7 protein-coding genes and 1 pseudogene are annotated in these 6037 nt (G+C 58.1%); 2 read left to right on the top strand and 6 right to left on the bottom strand.

What is annotated here, in order from left to right; translation table 11 throughout:
* Positions 1-313: 313 nt before the first annotated feature.
* The 3 genes from KVP70_RS29690 to KVP70_RS29680 form a co-directional block, all read right to left on the bottom strand.
* A complete protein-coding gene (locus tag KVP70_RS29690) occupies positions 314-736 on the bottom strand; it encodes a type II toxin-antitoxin system HicB family antitoxin (protein WP_217945984.1) in 423 nt (140 codons plus the stop codon).
* A 169-nt stretch (positions 737-905) separates the two neighbouring features.
* Entirely contained in the window at positions 906-1088 is a 183-nt protein-coding gene (locus KVP70_RS29685; protein ID WP_217945983.1) for a type II toxin-antitoxin system HicA family toxin, read from the bottom strand.
* A 468-nt stretch (positions 1089-1556) separates the two neighbouring features.
* Entirely contained in the window at positions 1557-1937 is a 381-nt protein-coding gene (locus tag KVP70_RS29680; RefSeq protein WP_217945982.1) for a winged helix-turn-helix transcriptional regulator, read from the bottom strand.
* 107 nt (positions 1938-2044) lie between these two features.
* Here KVP70_RS29680 and KVP70_RS29675 point away from each other — a divergent pair, with 107 nt between their 5' ends.
* Both KVP70_RS29675 and KVP70_RS29670 read left to right on the top strand, forming a co-directional pair.
* Positions 2045-2779 carry an SDR family NAD(P)-dependent oxidoreductase gene (locus KVP70_RS29675; RefSeq protein WP_217945981.1) on the top strand — a complete coding sequence of 245 codons (735 nt, stop codon included), beginning with the start codon at positions 2045-2047 and terminating at the stop codon, positions 2777-2779.
* Between the two features lie 72 nt (positions 2780-2851).
* Positions 2852-3309, top strand: a pseudogene (locus KVP70_RS29670) (NAD(P)-binding domain-containing protein).
* A gap of 73 nt (positions 3310-3382) precedes the next feature.
* Here the strand turns inward: KVP70_RS29670 and udk are convergent.
* The 3 genes from udk to KVP70_RS29655 form a co-directional block, all read right to left on the bottom strand.
* Positions 3383-4024 (bottom strand): uridine kinase, encoded by a 642-nt coding sequence (gene udk / locus KVP70_RS29665; protein ID WP_217945980.1) that lies wholly within the window; start codon positions 4022-4024, stop codon positions 3383-3385.
* 98 nt (positions 4025-4122) lie between these two features.
* A complete protein-coding gene (locus KVP70_RS29660; RefSeq protein ID WP_217945979.1) occupies positions 4123-5631 on the bottom strand; it encodes an HTTM domain-containing protein in 1509 nt (502 codons plus the stop codon).
* A gap of 21 nt (positions 5632-5652) precedes the next feature.
* Positions 5653-6024 (bottom strand): DCC1-like thiol-disulfide oxidoreductase family protein, encoded by a 372-nt coding sequence (locus KVP70_RS29655; protein WP_217945978.1) that lies wholly within the window; start codon positions 6022-6024, stop codon positions 5653-5655.
* Positions 6025-6037: the final 13 nt, after the last annotated feature.

Genomic DNA, 6037 nt, shown 5'->3' with positions numbered 1-6037 from the left:
ACGACAAGCCACGCTGGCCGGCGCCTTCCAGCGCACGCCGAACCGCTTCAAACACCGCATGCCGCAACCACAGAAACTGCCGACAGCTGCATGGATCAACCCGCCGATAATGGAGAAAAACGCTGCCTAAAAAACCGAGATTTAGACTCTCACCAATTCAACAAGGTGTTTCAAATTCATTGACACGCTCCGGATGCGGGTCGGCGCTGTTTGCGAACCGGTGAGGGCTCGGCTTCGCTAATCGTGCAGGCGTCTGCCCATAAGAAAAAAGCCCGCTAAACTGCGGGCCTTGTGTTTTGTGTTCTTACTGCGGTTAAGCAGGTTCGAGGGACTTTGACTCTGCATCAATCAACTGTAATGCGGCACGCGACAGCAGGCCGCTGCGTGTTTCATGGCGTGCGTCTGCATACCTATCAATCTTGCTAAGAACGAAGCGCGGGAGGCTGATGTTAATACGTTCTGGCTTGCTATCCAGCTTATCCAGGTCGAGATCGACCAATGCCCAAATGCCACCGGTATGTGCAGGATTTCCCTGTAGATCTTCGATCTTGCTTTTGGTGATCTCCACAGGCTCGCCCAACTCCAGAAGAGTTTCGATGTGACTGGTGATTGCCTCTTTGACGTTTTTCAACGCATCTTCTACGGTATCGCCCCACGAGTGGACGCCTCTAATGTCGGGTACGTTCACACCGTACACGCTACCTTCATCTTTAAAAATTACAACTGGGATATCCATTTGCTGCTCCCTTTTTATTGACCGGTTTTGTGTTTCTCCGTCCGGCCAAATCTACGAGTGACTAGAGTGACTATTAACTATTTACGAGTGCACATTCGGAGTGCCTTTCGCTGGTAGGAGTCCCCAGCATCTTGCCGGATGCTGGGGGTGTTTTGCTTCAGTCCTGCGCTTACTTCAGTCCTGCGTCCTTCAATATGCTGTTCCACGTTCCAATTGGCAGGTCTTTTTTCGGGTGAGGCACCGTTACAAGACCGGACTTTTCAGCGTGTTTGAAGTGGTGGTGGCTACCTTTGATTCGTACTAATTTCCAGCCATCCTCTTCCAGCATTCGGATCAATCTACTTGAGTTCATTTGCCTCCCGAATGTTGATGTGTGTAATTATACACACAAAAATATCAGTGTGTAGAAATGTGTAGAAAAATTTGGTGGAACATAGCTTTCTTGCCTGTTCACCCTCGAAGCGGTGGACGCGCTTCTGATAGAATCTGTTCAGTCTGCCAAGGCTGGGGCAACTGTAGGCGGGGAGGATTGGGTTAAATTTTGGGTTGGCGCCGGGGTTTTTAGGGGGATCACGGGGAGGCGGAAAGTCTACCACCCTAGCAAACATGCCCCTCGCTTCCCCTTATTGACCCCTGAAATGAGTTCATAGCCTATCGGGGATTCGAAGGCATCGCCCCTGCAGGGGCGAGCCTCTCCGAATCGTCCATCTGCCACCGCTTTGCGGTGGCGCGCCGGAGGCGCCGCGCGCAGCGCAAATTCCGCAGAGCACTATTCCCCAAAGCATCGCACAACCTCAAAGCCGCCTCTTTACATCGTTGGCTACGCCAAAGTATCGCGCTTGGCGACGATGCTCGCCATCTCCGTCATATGTTCGGTTCCCCAAGTACAAAGCGGGACGATAGCCTCAGCCAAGCTACGGCCAAGCGGCGCCAGCGCGTAGTCCACGCGTGGCGGCACCTCCTTGTAGTCGGTCCGCACCAGCATGCGGTCGGCCTCCAGATCCTTCAATTGCTGGATCAGCACCTTGTTGCTGACGCCCGAAATCAAGCGTTTGAGTTCGCTGTAACGCTTCGGACCGTCGCGCAGGAAAAACAGGATCAGTGGTTTCCACTTGCCCGAGATGATGCGGAGCGTGGCGTCGAGCCCGCAGGAGAAGTCGCCGGTACCGACGATGCCGCAGGTTGGAGTAGGAGTCGTCATTATTTTGTGGTTACCTAAAAGTGCATACTTGTGCTTAGGTTACCTGAACTCCATACTCTATTCAAGCAAGCAGACTCCTGCTTCCTAACCAAGGAAAGAGACAAGTCATGACCAGACTGAATGGAAAGACCGCCGTGATCACCGGCGGCGCTACCGGCATCGGCCGCGCAGCGGCCAAGCGCTTCATCGAAGAGGGGGCCTTCGTCTACATCTTCGGCCGCCGACAGGAAGCGCTCGACGCCGCCGTGGCCGACCTCGGGCCCAACGCCCGCGCGGTGAAGGGCTCGGTCACCGATGAGGCCGACCTCGACCGACTCTACGCGGCGGTGAAGGCCGAGCGCGGAACCCTCGACATCGTCCTCGCCAATGCCGGGGTGGGTAGCCTGCTTCCGCTCGGCAAGATCACCGCCGAGCACATAGACGAAACCTTCGACACCAATGTGAAGGGTTTGATCTTCACGGTTCAGAAGGCGCTGCCGTTGATGGGCGAGGGCGGTTCGATCATCCTGACCGGATCGAGCGCCGGCACCACGGGCGCCCCGGCATTCAGCGCCTACAGCGCGAGCAAGGCGGCGGTGCGCAATCTCGCGCGGTCCTGGGCGGAGGACCTGAAGGGCACCGGCATCCGGGTAAACGTGCTGTCGCCAGGGCCGACCGCGACCGAACTGGCGAAGGCAGCGGTGGGCGAGGAAGGCATGAAGGTGTTCGCCGCGATGACTCCGCTCAAGCGCATGGCCGATCCGGCGGAGATCGGAGCGGTGGCTGCCTTTCTCGCGTCGGCCGACAGCAGCTTCATGACCGCCAGCGAAGTCGCCGCCGACGGCGGCCTGGCGCAAATCTGACGCGCTACGCCCGGCCGGTCGCTCCATTCGATATGCAGAGCCGGCAGGGCGTGCTCAGCCAAAGGAAAAACGATGAGCTACGCAATTATCGGCTTCGGCAAGCTCGGCCAGGCGCTTGCCAAGGCATTTGCCCGAAGCGGCATCGAAGTATCCGTCGCCACCACGCGCGCCCCGGAAAGCTTTGCTTCCACCGCCGCCGCGATCGGCCCCGGGATCATTCCCAAGACGCTGGCGGAAGCGGTCAAGGCCTACGTCGTCTTTTTGGCTGTGTGCTTCGAGTCGCACCGGTATGTCGCGAAGGCGCTGCCGACGTCGGAGGGGAAGACCATCGTCGAAGTGACCAACGCCTACGGAGTGCCGCTTGAGGAACTGGGAATGACGGCGCAGCGGCGGAGGTTGCTGCGATTGCGGGAAACCTTGGTTTCTCGCCGATCAAACTGGGCGGGCTTTCGGGCGGTGGGCTGCTTGTGCAGGCGCACGGAAACAGCTGGGGTCAGCTGATCTTTAAAGACTTGGTCAAGTTCGACTGAGGAATTGTGATCAGAATGATGCGGGACTGGGCGGCCACATTGATTTCGTCGCCCAGGACCCGCGCCGATAAATTCAGGGCCGCTTCAGCTGGTCGATAACGCTCGCCACCTTGGTGGTGATCATGTCGACCGCCGGGCCATTGGCGCCATGCGGAATGATGATGTCGGCGTTGCGCTTGGTTGGCTCGATGAACTGCTTGTGCATCGGGCGCACGGTTTCCAGATACTGGCCGACGACACTTTCCACCGAGCGGCCGCGTTCGGTGATATCCCGTTGCATACGGCGGATGAAGCGGATGTCGGAGGCGGTGTCGACATAGATCTTCAGCGACATCATGTCGCACAAGGCCGCGTCGTACAGGGCAAACAGGCCTTCGATCACGATCACCGGGGCTGGCTTGACCGGAATGGTCCGGTCGGAGCGGTTGTGCAGCGTGAAGTCGTACTCTGGCATCTCGATCGATTCGCCATTGCGCAAGGCCTGGATATGTTGCACAAGCAGTGACCATTCGAAAGCCTGCGGATGGTCGTAGTTCTGCTGGGGGCGGACTTCAGGGGAGAGATGGGTTTGGTCGCAGTAGTAGTCGTCCTGCATCACGACCGAGACCATATCAGCGCCGAACGCCGCCAGCACTTTCTGGGACACCGTGGACTTGCCACTGCCGCTACCGCCTGCGACGCCAATAATAAACGGTTGGAAAGAAATCGTATTCATGCCGAATGATACCGGAACTGCGGCCGAACTGACAGAGACCGGCTGGTCCCAAATGTAGATCGCACCACGTGCAGGAAAAGCAAGCACGCAGTTGACAGTCAGAATAATTGTCTGGTACTTCCCACCGGCACGATCGATCCCTGTTCCGAATGCCGCACATTAGATGCGCGCGGCATAACAAAGGGATAGCGGTTCACCGGCAAGCAAAAGCCTAGCTTTTCCGGTTCGAACCCGGTCATTTCGTGTTGTTCGCCCAGCTCGACGAAACTGACATTGATCTGTGGCGCCGGTGACACCGAAGAGTGGAGCGCACGCAGCGCCTCGCGGAAGAAATAGCGCGAGTAAAGGAATTCCGATGGCCGGGATAGCACGTGCAAGGCCAGCATCGCCGCGCGATTCCCCTGTACCGCCGCGCTTGTGGGTAAGCCGGAAATGGACTTCACTTCCACATATTGCGGCTGCCGGACAATTCGCCAGCCCGCCGGAACCACCAAATGACTCCAGGGCGTCAGCCGCAGGTTGCTGAACATCGCAAAACTGAACTCCGTCTTATACCCAAGGTAAGGTCCGATTCCGTTCAAAATAAAGGCAGCCAGCAGTACGGTGAGGATCAAGCGTTCGCTGTCCGGCACAGCCTCCCATGGCCGCGGCGCCGTCGGTGCGTCCTGCAACACGAACAGGCAAAGGAACAGGAAGCATGCCGTCAAGACGCCGAATGCAGACTGGATCAGCCACGCGGGCTTGCGATACACATACGAGCAATGCGTTGCCGCGTTGCGGGGTGTCCAACGCCAGACGATCAGCAACACGCCCAGGCTGGCAGTGGCCAGCATGCCGGCATTCGCTGACGACCAGGCCAGCAAGGCGCTGTGATAGGTGGCTGGTGCGACAAAGGCAAACAGCCCCGCATACATGAACATCGAAAAATTGACGATGCCCATCAAGGCCAGGATGAAGTGGAAGATGACGGCGATGATCAGGCCAGGGCCTCGGGCGTCGTTGAAATAAAGCATCAGCGGAATAAGGCCTTCGAGGATCACCGTGCCGTAGATGCCAAAATTGCGATAGAAGTGGAGCAGTCTTGGATGTGTAATCTTGCGATCCCAGCAGAAAAAATCCACCAGGGCCGTGGCGCAGCTGACGTCGGCCTGGAAGTATTCCCGGTTCAGCTTATGGAAAAAGGCGAAGAAGTACAGGACCAGCACCATTGCCTGCACGCCCTGCGCCACCATTGGCACTTCAGCAACAATGGTGGCCGCTCCACCGGCACGCGCAGCGGCGATGCAAAGCAGCAGCAACAGGAACCAGGCAAAGATCATATGATTTGCCAGCCGCAGCGAATAGCTGGCGATCTTCAACGATAGAAAGACCAGGCACACAGGATAGAGATAGGTCGTCTGGGGCGAGCAGAAGATCGCCACGCAGGCCAGCAGCAAGCCAGCGTGGACGGCAAGCTTGCCGGCCGATGACAGATGCAAGCCGAAGGTGGGAAGGATGCAACTGAGCAGGTAGTCCTTGCCGTCGCGGCAGACATACAAGGCGTCGTGGACCAGGATCGATGTGACGATCAACCGAACCAGCAAGTCGTACCATTGAAGCGTTGCCATGCCGTTCTCCTTGTGCCTTGCTCAGTTCAATTTTTCCATGCCTTTGATCGCGAGAACAATGCGCCTGCCTGTCCGTAGCAGCGGGTAGGCGCATCGGCAGAACAGCTGCGAGCGGAACAGCCAGGCCAGCGTGCGATTAAAACCATCCGATTGCGCGCTCAGCAGCGCCAGCATGTGCAGGCATTCGGCGCCGTGATAAAAATTGCCTTGATAGTTCAGCACCATCCCGGTGTTCAGGTCGTAGCCGGCCGCGCGCACCGCGTCGACCACCGGCCCGCCCTGGCGCGCGTTGACCAGGTCGACCTTGCCGACACTTTGCCGCAGGCGCGTCAAGGCGACGAAGTCGGCGCAGAAGGGGCAGTCGGCGTCATAGACCAGCACCAGGCTGTCCATGGCGGCCAAGGCT

Source organism: Duganella violaceipulchra (assembly GCF_019166075.1).
GTDB lineage: Bacteria > Pseudomonadota > Gammaproteobacteria > Burkholderiales > Burkholderiaceae_D > Rugamonas > Rugamonas violaceipulchra.
Note: the sequence above shows the minus strand (reverse complement) of the source record. Positions and strands in the feature narration are given on the sequence as shown.